This window comes from Wolbachia endosymbiont (group A) of Campoletis raptor (assembly GCF_964026755.1).
GTDB classification, from domain to species: domain Bacteria; phylum Pseudomonadota; class Alphaproteobacteria; order Rickettsiales; family Anaplasmataceae; genus Wolbachia; species Wolbachia pipientis.
The window spans coordinates 895,581-915,910 of sequence record NZ_OZ034695.1; the positions used below are offsets into that span (position 1 = coordinate 895,581).

Genomic DNA, 20,330 nt, shown 5'->3' on the forward strand with positions numbered 1-20,330 from the left:
GTGGTTTAAGAAACAATAGATAGGAGATTTTGGAAAGGATTGAGACCCCTTTGTTTCCAAGTTAAGTATAATGAAATTATCCGCTCAAGGAATGTATTTCCCCGCTTTGATTGTGTAAAATATGAGTTTTTGCGATAAACGACATAATGCCGAATTTGCCGTTCAGCGTGGTTATTTGTCAGCGGAATATTTTCTGGGTCATCTAAAAATTTCCACATCATTCTTTCAGATCTCAGAACATTTTTTGCAACTCGAGAGGCTCCAATTGCTTCAGGTAAACGAGATATCTCCTTCAAGTAATACTTTGTACGTTTTCTTAATTTTCTGGCACGTCTGACAAACCTCAAAACATCTATCTCACTTTTTAGTAAAGCTTTTTTTAGTGCAAATAATTCAGTGGCCACGTTTCTCAAGTAACAACCCAGAACTTTAACTTCAATATTCCAACTATGTGCTAATCTTTCAAAATCTCTTGATAAATGTGCCCAACAGATTTGCCTGTTTTTATCGGCAAAATAATTGTATGCTGCATACCTGTCAGTTATTACCAAGCTATTGCGATTGCAGAATTTACTATTTTGTAAAACTTTCATTCCTCTTGACTCTGTAAATTTTACAAAACTTGCCGTATTGCTTGCAAACATCCAACACCAAGCGAGTTTACCTTTGTTATAATGGCTCGTTTCATCAATATGTAGAACTTTACTCCTACTTATCTCTTGTTCGATCTGCTCATACATTTTTTTGCATTTTGAAGCAACTCTATGTTCACTATTTGATATGCTACCGACGCTTATGTTCAAATTGAAGATATCATTTACGACACTCGCTATTTCGCGTTTTGAATTTTTGTAGAATCCGCTGAACGCTGCAATTATTGACTTTCCATAAGATGGTACAAGCCTCCACCTTCTAGGTGGAGAAACTTTAGTTTGTCAATGTCATAACTGTACTTTATAAAGTATAGTTATGACGGAATATGACAAAGGAAAACACACTGTATTTTATCATAGGTACCATATAGTCTGGATTACAAAATATCGGTACAGAGTATTAACTAAGGCTATGAAGGAGAGAATACGAACAATCATAGCAGAAGTATCTGAAGAAATGGGGATTAAGATAGAAAACGGAGTAATATCATCAGATCATTTACATTTATTCGTAGTAATACCTCCTCATATAGCTGTGAGTGATTTTGTTCAAAGAGCCAAAGGCAGGTCTTCACGCAAAATTCAACAAGAATTTCCAGAGCTAAATAAAATGTACTGGGGAAAGCGTTTTTGGGGAAGAGGATACTTTAGTGCTACCAGCGGACATATCACAGATGAAGTCATTAATGAGTACATCAATAAACATACAGATGCACATCAGCCTCATTCTATATCTAGTATAAGATTGGAGTAGCTTTAGCTTCTCACCGCGCTTCCAGCGCTATATCGAACCTTTCGGCTCTCAGCCGATAGTGGTTGAGTTAACCCTTGGACCAAATGTATCTGGCGTAACACCTTCCGGTAACTTGCTACTTCTTCTCTTTCCGCATCTCCGACAACGGCCATGTTCTAACTGATATTCCACTACATAAGGCTTGATTTCTGGAAGATCAACTTTCTGATGAATATATGGTTTTTCACATATTGCAATTTCTCCTCCGCATTCGCAAGTATTAGGCAACTCTATCTTTACTACTTTATCTGCATCCATGTTGGCGCGAAAACTTCCTTTATGACCAACCTGACCGCCAATATTCCTTTCGCTTTTCGGCTTATTCTTTTTTATTTTATACAACTCTTTGGAACTTGGTATTGATGAATTTTTTGAGCTTAAACCGAGTCTTTCTCTTAACTCAGCATTTTCTATCTTTAAAGCCTTATTTTCTGCTTTTAAACTTTCATTCTCTTTTTCCAATCTTTCTATTTTTGCTTCTAACCTTTCTATTTTTTGCTGTAAATTTTTGCAAAGTTCTAAAAGGTTTACCATATTACTTCACTTTTGCTCTATGATTATCTTCTTAGATCACCTTGTCTACCTTATTCTGCCACTCCGCTGAACGGATACCTTCTTGAAATGCAATATATTTTTGCTACAGCCGTTATACTGTACTTTTTTGCTGCAATTACAGCATTTAGTTTTTTTGAAACATATGCATTATTCCTTACTTTCTTCAGCATTTCTTTTGCTGATTCTACTACTTTTTCATCCAATAATTTTGATCTTAATGCCATTTAAACCTCGCTATTTTACTTACTTCAGTATGGCTTTTCTTCCATCATTGTCCATCTGTTTGCCCTGTAATGGGAATTGGTATTAGAGGTTGTCCGGAAACAAGTAAAAGGCTATAATATCTGAAATTTTAGTACGGGGTAAAGATGAGAAAAAAGTATCCAACAGATCTAAGCGAAAGGGAATGGGCAAGAATAGAAAAACACTTCAGAGTATCATACAAGAAAGGAGGAAGGCCGCCAAAGTATAGCAAAAGAGAAATATTAGAAGCAATTTTCTATGTATTGCGTACAGGGTGTCAATGGCGGTATTTACCAAATGATTTTCCGCTATGGAAGACTGTGTATGAGCAGTTCAGGCAATGGAAGAAGCAGGGAATTTTTGAGAAAATGAATTATGAAATTACAAAATATAGTAGAAGAAAAATAGGAAGGAATGAGCAGCCGAGTGCCTGTATAGTAGATAGTCAATCTGTAAAGACTACAGAAAAGGGGGGATCAAAGGCTATGATGGAAGTAAAAAAGTAAAGGGTAGAAAAAGGCATATAATTACAGACACTCAGGGTTTTATACTAGGTTGTTACGTAGGCGCTGCTAACGAAAATGATAGAGATGGTATTAAAATAGCATTAAACAATATGAGAACAAAATATACTAAAGTTAAAAAAATGTGGGCTGACATGGGATACCAAGGAAGAAATTTAAAGAATCACACAAAGGAAGAATATGACATAGATATTGAAATTGTTACAAGGCCTCCATGTAGATTTTGGGTGCACAAAGATACGCCACCTGAGCTACTACCAACAAGAGAACAAGGGTTTAAAGTACAGCCAAGAAGATGGGTTGTAGAAAGGACTTTTGCTTGGGTTAATAGGAATAGAAGGCTATCGAAGGAGTATGATTTACTCACAACATCCACTGAGAATTTCATATACCTAGCTATGAGTAGGGTTATGTTAAAGAGGGAATATGCTTGAATTTACTTGTTTCCGGACAACCTCTTAGAACCTAAGGTCAAGTAATATTTTTATCATAGCATAGAAAATTTATGTTCGTAAACAAAAAATTTTGGCGTAAAATTGCCGTATTTGCTTAATTGTGCTATAGCTAAAGTAATTTAGGTTTACCGACCATCGTCATCCCGCTGCTTGTTAGCGGGATCTATACCGCGAATGAATCGCGGTATGACGTTGCTAGCTTAAGGTTTAAAATTGAGAAATATTTATGTTAAAAGAAAAATACGGCTTTAAAGAAATTGAAGACAAATGCAACATATTATGGGAAGGCAGTAAAGTTTATAAATGGAATGGTGAAAAGGATAACACTTTCACTATAGACACGCCTCCACCGACAATATCGGGAAAACTCCATATTGGCCATATATTCAGCTATTGCCATACAGACTTTATTGCAAGGTTTCAGCGCATGCTGGGAAAAGATGTGTTTTATCCAATTGGGTTTGATGATAATGGGCTTCCCACTGAAAGATTGGTTGAACAAACCTATAAAACCCGTGCAAAAGAAGTTGGCAGAGAAAAATTTATAGAGATGTGCCATGAGGTTATTGAAAAATCAAAGCAAGAATTCAAGGAACTATTTAAATCGGTCGGCATTAGTTATGACTGGGATTTGGAATATCACACGATCAGCAAGGAAACTGTGACGCTTTCACAGATGTCGTTTATTGATCTATATAACAAGGGATATGCATATAGAAAAATGCAGCCTATCCTTTGGGACCCGGTTGATAAAACAGCAATTGCGCAAGCAGAAATAGAAGATAAAGTTTTTGAGTCATCCTTAAACACGATAGTTTTCTCTACTCAAGAAAATGAGCAGATCAATATTGCAACTACGCGACCTGAACTACTTCCAGCATGCGTTGCAGTTTTTTGTCATCCAGAGGATACGCGCTACACTCATCTGATCGGAAAAACAGCGGTAGTGCCAATAACAGAGGAGAAAGTTCCAATAATAGCAGATGATAAGGTTAAAATAGATAAAGGCACCGGGCTTGTTATGTGTTGTACATTCGGTGATGAACTCGACATATATTGGCAGCAAAAGCATAACCTGCCGATGAAAATTATCATCGATCAGGATGGGAGGATGAACCTAGATGATGTCATTCCACCACACCCCGGCGTCATGAAAGTAGCTGACACTGGAATCTACGATGAAATAAATGGATTGAAAGTTACAGCAGCAAGAAAGAGGATGATTGAAATCTCGAGTGGAAAAGGACTTTTGATAGAAAGCACTAACATTTCTCATTCTGTTAAGTGCGCAGAAAGATCTGGTGCACCACTTGAGATATTACCTACTTATCAATGGTTTATCAAGACCTTAGAGCAAAAAGCTCAAGTATTAGATAAAGTAAAAGAATGCAATTGGCATCCAGCTACTATGCGTAAACGTATGGAAGTGTGGATAGAAGGGCTAAATTGGGACTGGTGCATCTCAAGGCAGCGCTATTTTGGTGTGCCATTTCCAGCGTGGTATTCTAAACGTAAGGGAGAAGAAGGTAAAATTATTCTAGCTGAAGTAAAGGCCCTACCTATTGATCCACTCAAAGATTTGCCAAAAGGGTATAGCAAAGAAGAGATTATCCCAGATCAAGATGTAATGGATACTTGGGCCACAAGTTCAATTACTCCTCAACTGAGTGCACTGGCAGTAAACAGTGAGTTTAGTTTACCAAATCATCGCTATGATACGATATTTCCTGCAGATCTGCGCAGCCAGAGCCATGAGATAATCAGAACTTGGGCTTTTTATACTATTTTAAAGGCACATTATCATGCAAATTCTTTACCTTGGAAAAACATTATGATCAGCGGTTGGTGTTTAACCGATGATAAGAAAAAGATGAGTAAATCAAAGGGTAACATCATCACTCCTCATGTAATACTTGAAACTTATGGAGCTGATGTAGTGCGCTATTGGGCAGCGAACTCAAGGCTTGGAGTTGATACAGTCTACTCTGAAAATACATTCAAAATTGGCAAGCGCCTCGTTACAAAACTTTGGAACGCTAGCAAGTTCGTTTCCATGTTCATGGAAAAGCATCAAGTGATGAGCATAAATTCTGCTCACGAGACAATGGATAAGTGGATATTGTCTAAGTTATACAAAGTTATAGAAAGAGCAACGAACAACCTATTACAGTTTGAATACTGCGAAGCTTTGAGTGCAGTAGAAGAATTTTTTTGGAAGGATTTTTGTGATAACTACTTGGAACTAGCAAAAAAGCGCGCATATGGAGATAAAGTAGACAGCGAAACAAACTTAAGTGCAAAGCAAAGTTTGGCATATGTACTGAATATTATTTTGCGGTTATTTGCACCTTTCTTGCCTTACATTACAGAAGAGATATACCACCAGTTGTATAGTTATAATTCTGTACACAATCAAAGTAATTGGCCGAGCAAAGAAGAACTTATCTACGATAAATATTCAGAGGAAATGGGAGATAATGTTATTCAGATATTAAACATTATCAGAAAGATAAAGGCAGATAATAATGTATCAGTTAAGCATCTGATAAAAAAGTTGATGATAAAAGCAGATCTACGAGAGGATAAATTGAATCAATCTGCACAGGATGATTTGCAGGCAGTTTGCAATGCGGAAACGATAGAGTGGATGCAGTCTGAGCTTGAAACTGAAGACGGAAAATACATAGTGAATATAGACTTATACTGATTTTTATAGCTTTACTTCCTTTAATATCCATGCTATTGTAATCATTATTAGTATGAAGGAATAATAATGGGGGATTTATATAATAAAGCCAATCCACCTTATCTTATAGCTGGTGCTCTTGCTACTTTGGTATTGCTTGCGTCTGGGACACTTGCTGTTGCCCCTTATGTTAAGTTCTTGTCTTCAGTTGCAGCCTTTAATGTAGCTCTTCCTGTTGCTTTGAGTTTGTCTATACTTTCTGTTCTGGTGCTTGTACTTTCATGTAAAATAATTAGTAATAATAAGAAAATAGAGGTTGAGAAAAATAAATTTGCTGAAAAAGAGCAAGAGTTAGAAAGCGTAAAACAACAATCAGAGAGTAGGGTACAAGAGTTAGAAAGTAAAATAGCTCTGGGAGAAAAAGCTAAAGAAGCTGTAAATAAAGAAGTGAAGGAATTAAAAGATCAATTAACTCGAGAAAAGCAAGATTTGGAAAGCGAAATTGCAGGGTTAAATAAGGAAATAGAGCAGTTAAAGAAACAACAAGATGATGCACAGCAAAAATTAGATGATGCTACAAAAGAGTTAAATAATAAAGGTAATCAAATCCGAGAATTAGAGGGTAAGATAGGTGCCCTTAATAATAAGAACAAAGATTTACACGATGAAAATACAGAATTGAGTGCAAAAGTAAAAGGTCAGTTAAAACATAAGGAGGAGATGCTTTCTCTTGAATACCAAGAGTTACATGATGAAAATGTAAGATTGAATGAAAGAGTGGATTCTTTAATGGAGGAATTATCTCAACCTCAAAAAGAAATAGATTCCTTAAAAAGGCAGTTAGATGAATTAAAATATGAAGGAATTTTAGCTCTTTTATTAAAAGAAAGAATAACAGAATTGGAAACATGTTTAGAAAAGAGAAGGAAAAAAGTAGGAGAATTAGCAGTGCAGTTAGAAAAAGACAAAACTTCTTGTTTAAAATCTGAATTAGGGGAAGTAGTAAAAAGAGAAATACGATTGAAAGAAAAGTTAAGTAAAAAAGTGCAAGAAACGATCCAGCTAGCTAAAGATTTAGAACGAAAAGAAAAACTATGCAAGGAATTAGAAGAGGAAAAAACTAAAAATCTTGATAAGATCAGAGAGTTAAAAAAACTTAATGAAAAGTTGCGCGATAATAACAGTCAGTTGAAAAGTAGCGAAAAAGATTTGGATGACGAATGCAGTAAATTAAGAATACGTAATTCTGATTTGAAAAGAAAAGTTAAACGTCTGCAAGCAGTAATTGAGCAGGAAGACGAGCAAAGTCATTCCATTTCTTCAGATATAAGCAGTGAACATTTATCAGAACTTGAAGGAATAGGTGAAAATGAGTCTGTTAATAAACAGTTCCCGAAACCAAAACCACCTTATATATCCACTCCAATAAGATCGCCATGTAAAAAGCTGAATGATGCTTCACGTGATTCTAGATATACCAGTATATGTTCTACCCCGATCAATAGCTAACTAGACATTATAAGTACAATGGTACACTCGATACACAAGGTCTAAGTCATTTTTTAGCTAGCAGGCTGAAAAAGGAAAGTTTGTTGTAGGTGCAGCACTATAATTCCTCCACAGATAAGAGAATTTTAATAAATATATACAAGACTGCTGGAGTTTTGTCCGTGGTGGGAGGGGAGTAATGAGCAATTTGCTTAGTGAGGCTAATGCATTTTATTTTGTAGCTAGTTCCTTAGCTACTCTTACGTTACTTACATCTTTAGCGCTTATTGTAACTTCTAATGTGCCTCTTCCTCTAATTCTTGCTTTAGCTACATTATCTATTTTGGTGCTTGCACTTTCGTATAAAATAATTAGTAAGATGTATGGTCCCAGAGTGTGATGGTGTGGATTTAGTATAAATAATTCTGGAGACTGTGTCCACTGATAACATATAAATTCATAAGGAGTAAGACCCTTAAGAGTTTTGAGTCTCTTTGCATAATTATAAGCCATAACAAAGTTATAAAGGTGTTCTTTAAGTTGCTGGTGCGATTGATAGTAATACTTCTTAACTGTAGCATCCTTTAAAGTTTTATTCATACGCTCGACTTGCCCATTCGTCCAAGGATGGCTAACTTTTGTCAAACGATGTTCAATAACATTCTCTTCGCAAACTCTATCAAATATATGTTGGAAAGCATACTTATGACGCTTCTGGTTTGTAAATTGTATACCGTTATCTGTCAAAATAGTATGGATTTTATACGGTAAAATTCTAATCAAATTACGTAAGAACTCAGCAGCTATGGGTTTTGTAGCACTGTTACACAACTCAACATAGGTAAATTTGGATGTCCTATCAATAGCAACAAACAAATGTAATTTGCCCTCCTCAGTTCTAACTTCAGCAATATCAATATGAAAGTAACCGATAGGATATTGTTTGAATTTCTTTTTTGACTTAACTTCTCCATCAACAGTTGGTAATCTGCTAATGTTGTGTCTTTGTAAACAACGATGCAAGCTAGAGCGAGTCAAATGCGGAATTGTAGACTGCAGAGCGTAAAGGCAATCATCTAGTGGCAGTAGTGTATACTTGCGAAATGTAACTATTATAGCTTCCTCTTCTAGCGTTAAAACAGTTGATCTTGGATGCTTTGGACCCATATCAGCATCTTTCGTAAATGAACGTTTTCTCCACTTAATAATAGTTTTTGGATTAAGGTTATAATGCTTGGAGAGTTTTGCTATGCTCTCTTTTCTATTTTGTATTGCTCTACGAATCGTCTGTGTTGTTTTGGCGCACCCATGTAATATCTGTCCCATAATGACTCCTTAAATGATGATGATAGTATACCATCACTCTCTGGGACCATACATCTGAGGCATATAAAACAAAGTTTTGTATGGATAGTGATACTCAAGTGACTGTGCATACCTATGTTTTTAATAATAAATATGATTATAAGGGATATGGCACTTTGGTTCCTGGGTTTTCATGGAATCAATCTTCGCTCAATATTTCTGGTGGGATGACAAATGGAGAAAGCGTATTGCTCTATAAAAACGCTTATACGGACAACGTTTTAGCCCATGAATTTGGTCACGTATTTCAATTCAAGTTTTCCCCAACAAAAGTAAGAGAATTGGACTATAAAAATAGTCAGCTGATGGCAAATGCAATTGGACTTGAGGTAGAAGAAAAAAATTATAAAGCTATTTGCAAGCAGATGGGTGTAGATGAATATAAAGACCGTGGATGGATGTTTCAATTTAAATATAAGGACACAACTGGTAGTATATACCGCAAAGATCTTTCAGAAGCAGAGAAATTTCAAATTATACAACGTGTCAAGAATTCTGGACTAGATGAATATGAAGATCGTGGATCGATGTTTAAATTTAAATATAAAGATACAACTAGTAGTATATACCTCAAGGATCTTTCAGAAGCAGAGAAATTTCAAATTATACAACGTGTCAAGAATTCTGGACTAGATGAATATGAAGACCGTGGATGGATATTTAGTTTTAAATACAAAGGCACCACTTATAACGTAAGATGCAAGGACTTTTCAGAAGAAGAAAAATTTCAATTTATCAAAGACATTAAGAACTCTCATGAATCGCTCGTTAGTGAATGTGATGGATTGGGGAACGATAATACAACTTTAGTGATTTACATTGATGAAAATAAGGAGATAAGTCGAATGTATTTTCAAAACTCCGACAAAAATATATTCAAACAGCTAGATAAGACATTTATAAGCAGAAGTAAACCTGAACAAGATGTGGAAAAATCAAATGAAGTAGAACAAAGTAATGTAGAAGAAGAAAAAAGTAGCCAGCAAGACACTCAGCAACCCAGTAATTTCTTATCCAATATTTTTTCAGCAATTAAATCCATTATTGATTCTATCTCATCACTCTTTTCATGGTTATTTGGGTCGAAAGAGAAAGAGTCTAATCAACAATCTGATGATAATCCTTCTTTGTTTAAGCTCGATGCTAATGAGTTAGATCACGAAGTTAAGCCTGATGCCAATGAGTTAGGTCACGATGTTAGAGATCACTTATCAGACAATTATAACCATTACAACTCATCTGATGGGCTAATGTAATATAGCTAATTTACAGTATCTGTTCAGATGCATGGCTAGTGTACAAATATTGAAACAAAAATTCCAGTGCCCCTGTGATGTCATTCCAGTGCTTGACACTGGAATGGCTTTGTTGCATCGCTAGCTATGATGGATTAAAGATAAAAAAGGTGGAGAATATCAGTAGCTTATTATTCTGGTATTTATAACAAGAACGGTCAGTGAATACCTAAATTTGAGTAAAAGAAATTTCACTACCACTCACTAATCCGGCTAAAATTCAAGAATTTCAATGCTTTAGCTATTTTCAATAGAATTAAATTTATTAATATAAATAACAAGTTACTATTCTTAAATTTGATCAGATTGATTGCAAAAAAAACAAGATTTTCAATAAGTTGCTTATAATCCTAATTATAGTTAGCCTTTCATAAGTAGCGATGCAACAAAGCCCACTGGAATCCAGCTTTTAATCGAAAATGTTGTATAGTGCACAATCAATTTTTCTGGATCCCAGTGGGCTTTGTTGCATCGCTCAAGTGAAAAGAACTGGCAGTTACTGACAAAATTCATTATAAATAGCCATTTAACTGTTGAAGAAAAAATATGCCACAAAAAATGAGAGTCAGTAACTGCCATGAATATAACAAATTTCTCCAAGAAAGAGGAAGCATTTTTTGTTATACCAATGACGCCATAGAAAATTGGTACGAGAATTGTCCAAAAATGCAGGGCGGCAACTATATTTATAGTGATAAAGTTGTGATTTTGGTGCATATAATCGTCAGTTTCTTTAGAATTGGTTTAAGACAAACAGTCGGGTTTATAAAAGGGTATTTGCAACAAATAGGAAGAGATTTGGCAGTTATCAGCTATTCACAAGCATCAAGAAGGTTTAAGAAACTTAATATTAAGATAAATGATTGCAGAAAATAATATGGAAGATATCGAAATTGCTATAGACAGTACAGGAATTAGTATATACAACAACACACAGCAAGGAAAATAGCACTGACAGAAAATATCGTGGCTATGAGCAAACGAGAAAATTGCACGTAATGTTGAATATAAACAACAAAAAAGCCATAGCTGTAAAATACAGTAACGGTGTCTACTCTGATCACTATGGAGCTTGTGATTTGCTAAAAGAAGTTGATTTTCAGCATGCCATAAAAGCACTATATGCAGATAGAGCATGTGATAGGCACAAGTTTTATAAGTTGTGTAACGAATATGATATAAAGACAAAAATTCCACCAATAAACAATGCGGCAGAACATCCAGAAATAGATTATATGTCTGACAGGAATGCTGCTATTAGGTTAATAAAATTATACGGTGAAGATGGCATGAAAGAATGGAAAAAAGAAGTAAATTATGGGAAAAGATCTTAGAGGTTGTCCGGAAACAAGTAAAAGGCTATAATATCTGAAATTTTAGTACGGGGTAAGGATGAGAAAAAAGTATCCAACAGATCTAAGCGAAAGGGAATGGGCAAGAATAGAAAAACACTTCAGAGTATCATACAAGAAAGGAGGAAGGCCGCCAAAGTATAGCAAAAGAGAAATATTAGAAGCAATTTTCTATGTATTGCGTACAGGGTGTCAATGGCGGTATTTACCAAATGATTTTCCGCTATGGAAGACTGTGTATGAGCAGTTCAGGCAATGGAAGAAGCAGGGAATTTTTGAGAAAATGAATTATGAAATTACAAAATATAGTAGAAGAAAAATAGGAAGGAATGAGCAGCCGAGTGCCTGTATAGTAGATAGTCAATCTGTAAAGACTACAGAAAAGGGGGGATCAAAGGCTATGATGGAAGTAAAAAAGTAAAGGGTAGAAAAAGGCATATAATTACAGACACTCAGGGTTTTATACTAGGTTGTTACGTAGGCGCTGCTAACGAAAATGATAGAGATGGTATTAAAATAGCATTAAACAATATGAGAACAAAATATACTAAAGTTAAAAAAATGTGGGCTGACATGGGATACCAAGGAAGAAATTTAAAGAATCACATAAAGGAAGAATATGACATAGATATTGAAATTGTTACAAGGCCTCCATGTAGATTTTGGGTGCACAAAGATACGCCACCTGAGCTACTACCAACAAGAGAACAAGGGTTTAAAGTACAGCCAAGAAGATGGGTTGTAGAAAGGACTTTTGCTTGGGTTAATAGGAATAGAAGGCTATCGAAGGAGTATGATTTACTCACAACATCCACTGAGAATTTCATATACCTAGCTATGAGTAGGGTTATGTTAAAGAGGGAATATGCTTGAATTTACTAGTTTCCGGACAACCTCTTATATTGAAGGGTTTTTCTCAAGATTAAAGCAAATATTCGGATTTAGTTTTAGGAATAAATCTGAGATAAATCGAGAAAAAGAACTGCTAATCAAATGCTATTTGCTTAATAAATTCACTGATATTGGTATGGCTAAATTTGAGATAGTTATATGAATTTACCATAAATCACCATCTCATAAAGTGTGATGCAACAAAGCCATCCCAGTGTCAAGCACTGGGATGACACCCTCCTTATGGGCCAAAATCACAATGTTCGTACAGTTGTGGATTCATTCGCGGTATCTCGGCATAGATTCCGCTAACAAGTAGCGGAATGACGAATTTGTTGTTTTTTAGATTGTTGTAAGTCAGTTTAGCTATAGCATAATGCTATATTAATAAATAATCTATATAATGCTATTAAATGTAATAATTAAAATCTAAATCACTTTCTCTATAAAAGGAGAAATTTACCTTAATGAAAATATATATATATTTAATATTATTTTTATTTTTTTCTTGCGCTCAACTATATGCTGATACCAATTCCCATTACAGGGCAAACAGATGGACAATGATGGAAGAAAAGCCATACTGAAGTAAGTAAAATAGCGAGGTTTAAATGGCATTAAGATCAAAATTATTGGATGAAAAAGTAGTAGAATCAGCAAAAGAAATGCTGAAGAAAGTAAGGAATAATGCATATGTTTCAAAAAAACTAAATGCTGTAATTGCAGCAAAAAAGTACAGTATAACGGCTGTAGCAAAAATATATTGCATTTCAAGAAGCGCACTAACTTCGTGGGTAAAACTCTTGAAAATTGGCAGAGAAGAAAAACTGTTTGCTCCTTCACAACGTCGTAGAAAAACTAAATTAAATCAGGCTCAACTACAGCAAATTGAAGAGTGGATAGAAGAAAATCCTAATATCACCATTAAAGAAATGAGAATAAGAATCCAGGAAAAGTTCGGATTAAATATCAGCAAATCTACAGTACACCGCCATATGCAAAAGATGAAATTCTCATATATTACACCAAGACCAGTTCATAATGGACAAGATAAAAGCAAACAAGAGGAATTCAAAAAAAAATCTCAATGGAGCTATTAGCAAGTATCCAGAAAAAGAGCTATTTTTCTTTGATGAATCACGGTTTGGCACACATTCAAAAGTTGGACATGGGTGGTTTAAAAAGGGGATTAGAACACAGGTTAAAACAAAATTAGGTAGGCAAAATTTCTATCTCTATAGTGCAGTTAATCCTAGAAATGGAGAGAGTTCTAGCTTATTTGCACCAAATGTCAACACTGATTGCATGAACATATTTCTTGAGCAAATTTCGCAATATCTAGAAACACGAGAGGCTTTTCTCGTTATGGACTGTGCTAGTTGGCATAGGTCAAAAAATTTAAAGGTACCTAAAAATATCGACATTATATACCTACCTCCATACTCACCTGAGCTAAATCCTGTTGAGAGGCTTTGGTTATATATAAAACAGAACATTTTGCGCAATAAAATATACGATACAATTGCTCTACTTGAGGGTGCTTTGTGCAAATTTATTACTTCTCTTGCCAGCTCCACAATTAAACAACTCTGCAATGTTTCCTATTTGACTGGACAACAATGAGAATTGGTATGACGAGGAAATTGCAAAATTTGATTTACTTATTGGCGAGATAAATGAAGCAAGCTTCACTCTTAAAGGTGCAATAAAGGTTACAGTAGAACCAGGCTGGCACATATATTATAAAGATCCTGGAGATTTTGGCCTTCCCACGTCTATTAGTTACAAAGGTAATGCATCAGATATAAATATTCACTGGCCTATTCCAAAGGAACATAAAGATAAAGTAGGGAGAGAGACGTTTGTAAGTAACGTATATGAGGATATGGTATTATTTCCCTTTAAGATGAATATATTTTTAAATCAAGGGTATATTGACCTTAACTTCCATATAAATTATGCGATATGTAAAGATAGGTGCATCCCTAAAAATGTTGAGATAAAAATCAGGCAACCATTAAAGGATTTTATAGATTCTGATATCAATAAACTTATAAATGAGTGGTATGAAAAATAGAGTTCTCATGGGGTAGGTGTCATTCCAGCGCGTGACACTGGAATCTCATTTACTTTTTTGTTCACTATGTGAGGAACTTGGGCCTACAAGTATATAAACATAATGGTTTCGCATAAAAAATTTAGATCCCAGTGTCACGCACTAACTGTACGAACATTGAGATATAAGAGTAATTTGTACCAAGAAAAAAGATGTCATCCCAGTGCTTGACACTGGGATGGCTTTGTTGCATCGCTCTTCGGATAGTAGGTAACGCACAATAAATTTATGAAGCTATCTCAAATTTAGCCATACCAATATCAGTGAACTTATTGAGCAAATAGCATTTAACAAGTAGTTCCTTCTCTCTATTTGTCTCAGATTTATTCCTAAAACTAAACCCGAATGTTTGTTTCAGTCGCGAGAAAAAACTTTCTATATAAGATCTTTTTCCATAACTCATCTCTTTTTTCCACTTCTTTATACCATCTTCATCATATGACTTTATGAGCTTGACTGCAGAATTTCTCTCAGCCATATAGTCTAACTTTGGATGCTCTGCTGCGTTGTTTTTCGGAGGAATTTTCGTTTTTATACCATATTGATTACACAGCTTATAGAGCTTTTCTCTGTCATATGCCCTATCTGCATATAGTACTTTTATGACATACTGAAAATCGACTTCTTTTAGCAAATCACAAGCTCCATAGTGATCAGAGTAGATACCGTTACTGTATTTTACAGCTATGGCTTTTTTGCTGTTTGTATTCAACATTACATGCAATTTTCTTGTCTGTTCATAGCTGCGATACTTTCTATCTTCGCTATTTTCTTTGCTATGACCAGGAGTGTTGTTGTATATACTAATTCCTGTACTGTCTATAGCAATTTCGATATCTTCCATATTATTTTCTGCAATCATTGATCTTAATATTGAGTTTCTTAAACCTTCTTGATGATTGTGAATAGCTGATAACTTGCAAATTTTTCCCAATTTGCTCAAGGTATCCTGCTATAAACCCAACTGTTTGCCTCAGGCCTATTCTAAATAAACAAGTTATTATGTGCACCAAAATTACAACTTTATCGCTATAAATATTGTTGCCACCTGGTATTTTTGGACCATTCTCGTACCACTTTTCTATGGCTTCGTTGATATAATGAAAAATATTTCCTCTTTTTTCTAGAAATTTGTTATATTCGCTATGGTTACTGACCCTCATTTTTTGTGGCATATTTTTTCTTTCAAGGTTAAATGGCTATTTTATAATGAATTTTGTCAGTAATCACTAATTTTTCTGCTGCTATGCAACAAAGCCCACTGGGATCCAGATTGGACACTAAGTTGGTGAGTATAAAAGTAGCTAACCTTATGTTAAAACACAATATTTTTGGTGAGGGGTTGCATTAAAAGCTGGATTCCAGTGGGCTTTGTTGCATCGCTAGCTATGATGGATTAAAGATAAAAAAGATAGGGAATATCAGTAGCTTATTATTCTGGTATTTATAACAAGAACGGTCAATGAATACCTAAATTTGAGTAAAAGAAATTTCACTACCATTTACCAATCCGGCTAAAATTCAAGAATTTCAATGCTTTAGCTATTTTCAATAGAATTAAATTTATTAATATAAATAACAAATTACTATTCTTAAATTTGATCAGATTGATTGCAAAAAAACAAGATTTTCAATAGGTTACTTATAATCCTAACTATAGTTAGCCTTTCATAAGTAGCGATGCAACAAAGCCATTCCAGTGTCAAGCACTGGAATGACATCGTCTTAACATTGTACCATATTACAATGTTCGTACAGTTATGTGTCACGCTACTTGGATGACAAGAAAAGGTTTCTAGAATGACGGAAACGAAGTCATACATAGAAAATAGGTTAGGTATTTTCAATTTTTGTTGTATACTCAAATAAAAGTCTCACTTTTACAGATGGATACAGTAAAGTTTGTTTTATTACTGCCAACAATATTACTCATGCTAGTTGCTGGTGTTTACCTATCGATTAAACTAAAATGGCTACAGGTATTTAGATTACCATACGCCCTTTCACTCCTTGGAGCTAAAAAAGGAGAAAATAAATTTTCTTCTATAGCCGCTCTGTTTACAATTTTAGGGGGAAATTTAGGAGTAGGAAATATTTCAGGAACTGCTGTTGCTCTAAAAACCGGAGGACCGGGCTCTATTTTATGGATGGCAATAATTATTGTTATCACTTCTGTGATAAAATATGTCACTTGTTATCTAAGTATAAAAACCAGAAAGGAAAAGAACGAAAGGTTTATAGGTGGCCCTGTAGCCTACATGACTGATGCGTTTAACTCTAGGAAGGCCACAATTGTCTTTCTAGTTATCATGATGATGGTTTCAATAACAGTTGGTAACCTTGTTCAGGTAAATTCTCTATCAATACCACTTAATATGATAGATGTGCCTGTAGTTGTTGGTGGCATTGTAATGGCCATAATATTTTTTGTTGTTGCAGCTCTCAGCTTAAAAAAAATTAAAATTTTTATATCGGCTATGATACCGATAATGACGGTAAGTTACCTCACACTTTGCGGTATCATATTATTTAAATTTAGTGAAAATATTCTTCCTTCTCTAAAACTAATAACAAGCAGTTTTTTTACAACCAGTAGCTTTAACTCTGGTTTATCTCTAGGTTTGATTCTAGAAATGTTGACTATTATTCAAGTCGGAACTTTGCGAGGTATTTTTGCAACAGATATAGGGCTTGGCCTTGAAGGAATCGTACATTCTTCAATTGTTCCTAAGAAAAATAATAATAAATTTATTATTGAGCAGAGTCTAATTACGATAATATCGCCTTTTATAGTTGCGTTTATAGTGTTTATTACAACAATGGTACTGCTTGTCACAGATTCTTGGGTCACTGATTTAGAGAGCACTAACATGTGCATATTTGCTTTTAGAAAGGCAATGAATTGGCCTTATATTGACTATTTAATTATGGCCATAATGTTTTGTTTTGCTTTTACTACTATTTTTACTTGGTTTTTTTGCTCAAAACAGACAATACGCTATGTGTCTATGGATAATAAATACACTAAAATCTGGATTGTAATTTTTACCATGATCATTCCGCTTGGTGCGATAGGTAAAGTCCGGTTGCTATGGGATGTTGCTGATATCTCGATTGCTGCTTTGTTGTTTATCAACATACTCGCTATACTCAAGCTAACCTCTCAAGATCCAGAAGTGTTTACTATGAGTAGCAGATATTTGAAGTTGCAAAAACAGAGCTATAGCTAAAGCAATTTAGGCTATGCAGCTGTTGTGATATAAGAGTGATTTCCGCCAAGAAGGATGTCATCCCAGTGCCCAGACACTGGGATCCAGGAATCTTGATTGGCACTAAGTTAGTGAGCATAAAAGTAGCTAATCTTATGTTAAAACACAACATTTTTGATGGGGTTCGTGAAAGGCTGGATTCCAGACTGGAATGACAACTTAAATCGTTTGATGTTACCATAAAATAGCTTGTGTCATCACATTAGTAACACAACCGTATCCGTTCAGCGGAGTGGCAGAATAAGGTAGACAAGGTGATCTAAAAAGATAATCATAGAGCAAAAGTGAAATAATATGGTAAACCTTTTAGATGTATGGTCCCAGAGAGTGATGGTATACTATCATCATCATTTAAGGAGTCATTATGGGACAGATATTACATGGGTGCGCCAAAACAACACAGACGATTCGTAGAGCAATACAAAATAGAAAAGAGAGCATAGCAAAACTCTCCAAGCATTATAACCTTAATCCAAAAACTATTATTAAGTGGAGAAAACGTTCATTTACGAAAGATGCTGATATGGGTCCAAAGCATCCAAGATCAACTGTTTTAACGCTAGAAGAGGAAGCTATAATAGTTACATTTCGCAAGTATACACTACTGCCACTAGATGATTGCCTTTACGCTCTGCAGTCTACAATTCCGCATTTGACTCGCTCTAGCTTGCATCGTTGTTTACAAAGACACAACATTAGCAGATTACCAACTGTTGATGGAGAAGTTAAGTCAAAAAAGAAATTCAAACAATATCCTATCGGTTACTTTCATATTGATATTGCTGAAGTTAGAACTGAGGAGGGCAAATTACATTTGTTTGTTGCTATTGATAGGACATCCAAATTTACCTATGTTGAGTTGTGTAACAGTGCTACAAAACCCATAGCTGCTGAGTTCTTACGTAATTTGATTAGAATTTTACCGTATAAAATCCATACTATTTTGACAGATAACGGTATACAATTTACAAACCAGAAGCGTCATAAGTATGCTTTCCAACATATATTTGATAGAGTTTGCGAAGAGAATGTTATTGAACATCGTTTGACAAAAGTTAGCCATCCTTGGACGAATGGGCAAGTCGAGCGTATGAATAAAACTTTAAAGGATGCTACAGTTAAGAAGTATTACTATCAATCGCACCAGCAACTTAAAGAACACCTTTATAACTTTGTTATGGCTTATAATTATGCAAAGAGACTCAAAACTCTTAAGGGTCTTACTCCTTATGAATTTATATGTTATCAGTGGACACAGTCTCCAGAATTATTTATACTAAATCCACACCATCACACTCTGGGACCATACACCTTCAAAAAAGGTCGTATATTTGTGAGAACAAGCAGCATAAAAATAAGGTTGTGAAAATAAAAGCTTGAAATTATCTGCAACAAAGTTAGGCGAGTTAGTTCGTATGTAAATTTAGCGAAAGCGAGCAAATCTAGCTAGTTTTAGCGTATAGTGAAATTATCATATAAAAAAGTTCGTATGGTACACTTAGTAGTCCAATCCATCCCAAGAAAAACAGTTCTCACGTCTCTTGATTTTGAGTGCTGGAAATGGTTATTTTACTTGAGATTTTAATATTATATAATGCTAAATTAACAGTAATCTATCCGAGGATGAAAAAAAATTAAGGCAAAATTGTAATAAGGAATAGATCTTTTTTCTGTCAATGCAGAAATTCCTTTAATTTCCTATATGAAGTTTTCGTAGCCCCAATCTTTGAAATAGGTGATTGTCTTGCTCAGGTACTGGATTTTGAGCTGTAAGTAGCTTTTCACCGTAAAAAATTGAATTAGCACCTGCAAGGAAACACAATGCTTGCAATTCATCTGACATTTTTTCTCGCCCAGCTGATAAACGTACATAAGATTTTGGCATCATAATTCTTGCTATTGCGATAGTACGAACAAAATCAAACGGATCAACGTCGGCCACATCCTCAAGTGGAGTTCCAGGAATTTTTATCAGCATATTAATTGGTACTGATTCTGGAGGATTACCCAAATTAGCAAGGAGAACTAGCATTTTTATTCGATCCTCATTAGTCTCACCCATACCAAGAATACCACCACAACAGACCTTAATCCCAGATGCACGTACGTGTTCTAACGTTTTTAAGCGATCTTGGAGAATACGTGTAGTTATGACTTTATGATAATATTCCTCAGATGTATCAATATTATGGTTATAAAAATCTAAGCCAGCTTCCTTTAGCATATTTGCTTGGTAATATTTTAACAACCCAAGAGTCACACACGTTTCAAGGCCCAATTTTTTCACCTCTTTGACCATTTCGCAAACAATTGTTAAATCTTGATCACGTGGACCACGCCAAGCTGCTCCCATACAGAAACGACTACTTCCAGCCTCTTTTGCACATTTTGCTGCTTCAATTACCTCGGCAATTTCTAACAAAGGCTTTTTCTGCAAACCAGTGTTATAGTGTGCTGACTGGGGACAGTAGGAACAATTTTCCGGGCAGCTACCTGTTTTAATACTCAAAAGCGTACTAATTTGCACTTCACTAGGATTAAACTGCTTTCTATGTTCTGTTTGTGCTATATAAATTAGCTCAGGAAACGGAAGATTAAAGGTTTGGTCTGCCTTGGCAAAAGTCCATTCTTCTGTCATGATCTAA

15 protein-coding genes and 5 pseudogenes are annotated in these 20,330 nt (G+C 35.0%); 13 read left to right on the plus strand and 7 right to left on the minus strand.

Annotated elements, in window-relative coordinates; all coding sequences use genetic code 11:
* Positions 1 to 5: 5 nt before the first annotated feature.
* Positions 6 to 884, minus strand: a pseudogene (locus AAGD74_RS04535) (IS66-like element ISWen3 family transposase); the annotation flags it as partial.
* 85 nt (positions 885 to 969) lie between these two features.
* On the opposite strand from AAGD74_RS04535, the gene tnpA reads away from it, so the two are divergent.
* Positions 970 to 1,407 (plus strand): IS200/IS605 family transposase, encoded by a 438-nt coding sequence (gene tnpA / locus AAGD74_RS04540; RefSeq protein ID WP_265024376.1) that lies wholly within the window; start codon positions 970 to 972, stop codon positions 1,405 to 1,407.
* Between the two features lie 63 nt (positions 1,408 to 1,470).
* On the opposite strand, the pseudogene AAGD74_RS04545 reads toward tnpA, so the two are convergent.
* Positions 1,471 to 1,980: pseudogene (locus tag AAGD74_RS04545) on the minus strand (DUF6444 domain-containing protein); the annotation flags it as partial.
* Between the two features lie 80 nt (positions 1,981 to 2,060).
* Positions 2,061 to 2,225 (minus strand): annotated as a pseudogene (locus tag AAGD74_RS04550) (IS630 family transposase); the annotation flags it as partial.
* A gap of 144 nt (positions 2,226 to 2,369) precedes the next feature.
* Here AAGD74_RS04550 and AAGD74_RS04555 point away from each other — a divergent pair.
* From AAGD74_RS04555 to AAGD74_RS04565, 3 genes are all read left to right on the plus strand, one after another.
* Positions 2,370 to 3,202 (plus strand): IS5-like element ISWpi1 family transposase gene (locus AAGD74_RS04555; RefSeq protein ID WP_338482219.1). Its coding sequence is split into 2 segments (ribosomal slippage): positions 2,370 to 2,739 and positions 2,739 to 3,202, totalling 834 coding nucleotides; the frame shifts between segments, so codons are not numbered across the junction.
* A 247-nt stretch (positions 3,203 to 3,449) separates the two neighbouring features.
* Positions 3,450 to 5,930, plus strand: coding sequence for a valine--tRNA ligase (locus tag AAGD74_RS04560; RefSeq protein ID WP_236514798.1), 2,481 nt, complete (start codon positions 3,450 to 3,452; stop codon positions 5,928 to 5,930).
* 66 nt (positions 5,931 to 5,996) lie between these two features.
* Positions 5,997 to 7,418 (plus strand): hypothetical protein, encoded by a 1,422-nt coding sequence (locus AAGD74_RS04565; protein WP_341810535.1) that lies wholly within the window; start codon positions 5,997 to 5,999, stop codon positions 7,416 to 7,418.
* Between the two features lie 360 nt (positions 7,419 to 7,778).
* On the opposite strand, the pseudogene AAGD74_RS04570 reads toward AAGD74_RS04565, so the two are convergent.
* Positions 7,779 to 8,723: pseudogene (locus tag AAGD74_RS04570) on the minus strand (IS481 family transposase); the annotation flags it as partial.
* Positions 8,724 to 8,803: 80 nt separating this feature from the next.
* On the opposite strand from AAGD74_RS04570, the gene AAGD74_RS04575 reads away from it, so the two are divergent.
* The 7 genes and pseudogenes from AAGD74_RS04575 (at position 8,804) to AAGD74_RS04605 (ending at position 14,377) form a co-directional block, all read left to right on the plus strand.
* Complete coding sequence (locus AAGD74_RS04575) at positions 8,804 to 10,018, plus strand: hypothetical protein (RefSeq protein WP_341810558.1); 1,215 nt, start codon at positions 8,804 to 8,806, stop codon at positions 10,016 to 10,018.
* 585 nt (positions 10,019 to 10,603) lie between these two features.
* On the plus strand, positions 10,604 to 10,933 hold the full coding sequence (locus AAGD74_RS04580) for a transposase (RefSeq protein ID WP_338482297.1): 330 nt from the start codon (positions 10,604 to 10,606) through the stop codon (positions 10,931 to 10,933).
* 122 nt (positions 10,934 to 11,055) lie between these two features.
* The gene (locus AAGD74_RS04585; RefSeq protein ID WP_341810559.1) at positions 11,056 to 11,391 is read left to right on the plus strand and encodes a hypothetical protein; all 336 of its coding nucleotides are present in this window, start codon (positions 11,056 to 11,058) and stop codon (positions 11,389 to 11,391) included.
* Positions 11,392 to 11,449: 58 nt separating this feature from the next.
* A pseudogene (locus AAGD74_RS04590) lies at positions 11,450 to 12,282 on the plus strand (IS5 family transposase).
* Entirely contained in the window at positions 12,275 to 12,463 is a 189-nt protein-coding gene (locus AAGD74_RS04595) for a hypothetical protein (RefSeq protein ID WP_341810560.1), read from the plus strand. The pseudogene AAGD74_RS04590 and the gene AAGD74_RS04595 overlap by 8 nt, the downstream one beginning before the upstream one ends.
* A 448-nt stretch (positions 12,464 to 12,911) precedes the next feature.
* Positions 12,912 to 13,923 (plus strand): IS630 family transposase gene (locus AAGD74_RS04600; protein WP_265029767.1). Its coding sequence is split into 2 segments (ribosomal slippage): positions 12,912 to 13,373 and positions 13,375 to 13,923, totalling 1,011 coding nucleotides; the frame shifts between segments, so codons are not numbered across the junction.
* A gap of 82 nt (positions 13,924 to 14,005) precedes the next feature.
* The gene (locus tag AAGD74_RS04605; protein WP_341810773.1) at positions 14,006 to 14,377 is read left to right on the plus strand and encodes a protein-disulfide reductase DsbD domain-containing protein; all 372 of its coding nucleotides are present in this window, start codon (positions 14,006 to 14,008) and stop codon (positions 14,375 to 14,377) included.
* A 265-nt stretch (positions 14,378 to 14,642) separates the two neighbouring features.
* Here the strand turns inward: AAGD74_RS04605 and AAGD74_RS04610 are convergent, their stop codons facing one another.
* Together AAGD74_RS04610 and AAGD74_RS04615 are read right to left on the minus strand one after the other, a co-directional pair.
* Complete coding sequence (locus AAGD74_RS04610; RefSeq protein ID WP_341810561.1) at positions 14,643 to 15,278, minus strand: transposase; 636 nt, start codon at positions 15,276 to 15,278, stop codon at positions 14,643 to 14,645.
* Positions 15,262 to 15,591 carry a transposase gene (locus AAGD74_RS04615; protein WP_007548762.1) on the minus strand — a complete coding sequence of 110 codons (330 nt, stop codon included), beginning with the start codon at positions 15,589 to 15,591 and terminating at the stop codon, positions 15,262 to 15,264. Before AAGD74_RS04615 ends, AAGD74_RS04610 begins: the two co-directional genes overlap by 17 nt.
* A 711-nt stretch (positions 15,592 to 16,302) precedes the next feature.
* Between AAGD74_RS04615 and AAGD74_RS04620 the strand changes: the two genes are divergently transcribed.
* The gene (locus AAGD74_RS04620) at positions 16,303 to 17,646 is read left to right on the plus strand and encodes an alanine:cation symporter family protein (RefSeq protein WP_038198671.1); all 1,344 of its coding nucleotides are present in this window, start codon (positions 16,303 to 16,305) and stop codon (positions 17,644 to 17,646) included.
* Between the two features lie 403 nt (positions 17,647 to 18,049).
* Complete coding sequence (locus AAGD74_RS04625) at positions 18,050 to 19,051, plus strand: IS481 family transposase (protein WP_341810562.1); 1,002 nt, start codon at positions 18,050 to 18,052, stop codon at positions 19,049 to 19,051.
* A gap of 324 nt (positions 19,052 to 19,375) precedes the next feature.
* Here the strand turns inward: AAGD74_RS04625 and bioB are convergent, their stop codons facing one another.
* Positions 19,376 to 20,326: a biotin synthase BioB gene (gene bioB, locus AAGD74_RS04630; RefSeq protein WP_353285964.1), complete on the minus strand. Its 951-nt coding sequence runs from the start codon at positions 20,324 to 20,326 to the stop codon at positions 19,376 to 19,378.
* Positions 20,327 to 20,330: the final 4 nt, after the last annotated feature.

Coding starts and splice junctions, on each gene's coding strand:
- AAGD74_RS04610 (WP_341810561.1), bottom strand. CDS start 15,278: ATGATTGCAGAAAATAATATGGAAGATATCGAAATTGCTATAGACAGT.
- AAGD74_RS04585 (WP_341810559.1), top strand. CDS start 11,056: ATGTTGAATATAAACAACAAAAAAGCCATAGCTGTAAAATACAGTAAC.
- AAGD74_RS04615 (WP_007548762.1), bottom strand. CDS start 15,591: ATGCCACAAAAAATGAGGGTCAGTAACCATAGCGAATATAACAAATTT.
- AAGD74_RS04560 (WP_236514798.1), top strand. CDS start 3,450: ATGTTAAAAGAAAAATACGGCTTTAAAGAAATTGAAGACAAATGCAAC.
- AAGD74_RS04620 (WP_038198671.1), top strand. CDS start 16,303: ATGGATACAGTAAAGTTTGTTTTATTACTGCCAACAATATTACTCATG.
- tnpA (WP_265024376.1), top strand. CDS start 970: ATGACGGAATATGACAAAGGAAAACACACTGTATTTTATCATAGGTAC.
- AAGD74_RS04580 (WP_338482297.1), top strand. CDS start 10,604: ATGCCACAAAAAATGAGAGTCAGTAACTGCCATGAATATAACAAATTT.
- AAGD74_RS04625 (WP_341810562.1), top strand. CDS start 18,050: ATGGGACAGATATTACATGGGTGCGCCAAAACAACACAGACGATTCGT.
- AAGD74_RS04595 (WP_341810560.1), top strand. CDS start 12,275: ATGCTTGAATTTACTAGTTTCCGGACAACCTCTTATATTGAAGGGTTT.
- AAGD74_RS04575 (WP_341810558.1), top strand. CDS start 8,804: ATGGATAGTGATACTCAAGTGACTGTGCATACCTATGTTTTTAATAAT.
- AAGD74_RS04565 (WP_341810535.1), top strand. CDS start 5,997: ATGGGGGATTTATATAATAAAGCCAATCCACCTTATCTTATAGCTGGT.